Source organism: Acinetobacter sp. NIOH-H-8 (assembly GCF_046635365.1).
In the GTDB taxonomy this organism is placed as follows: Bacteria; Pseudomonadota; Gammaproteobacteria; order Pseudomonadales; family Moraxellaceae; genus Acinetobacter.
Genome location: NZ_JBHDVN010000370.1, coordinates 1 through 384 on the forward strand (window position 1 = coordinate 1; position 384 = coordinate 384).

The following is a 384-nucleotide window of genomic DNA, read 5'->3' on the forward strand; positions in this document are numbered from 1 at the left end:
TTGTAGAGGTAATAGCCATCGGCATTTATGAACCGCAGGCGAATACTGTCGGTGTCGGCTTCTATCAGATCAAGGCCAAAGGCCAGATCCACCGGCAGGAAGTCCTGGCTGTTATTCAGGGGGGCGTTGAACAGGGCCGGCTGTGAGCGAGGCAGATCAAAAATCCCAGCACTGACCGGCAGTGGGATCAGTAAAAGCAGGCACAGCAAAAGGCGGAACATGGGTATCTCGCGGAACAAGAGTTAACGAAAGGCTCCGGACATAATTCCGCCTCGCAAGTCAGGAAACTGTCCTGAGCAAGCGAGCCGGACGGGGTGATCGCTGCGATCATCCAGTGATCACCCCCGCGTTCTCTTTGCTGCCACCCGCCTGGGAAAGCCGGTC

The 384-nt window shown here is 56.5% G+C and carries 1 protein-coding gene; it reads right to left on the reverse strand.

From position 1 onward, the window contains the following. Positions 1 to 221, reverse strand: a 221-nt coding sequence (locus tag ACEWB7_RS18700; RefSeq protein WP_411581190.1) for a hypothetical protein, incomplete at its 3' end; no start/stop codon positions are given. Positions 222 to 384: the final 163 nt, after the last annotated feature.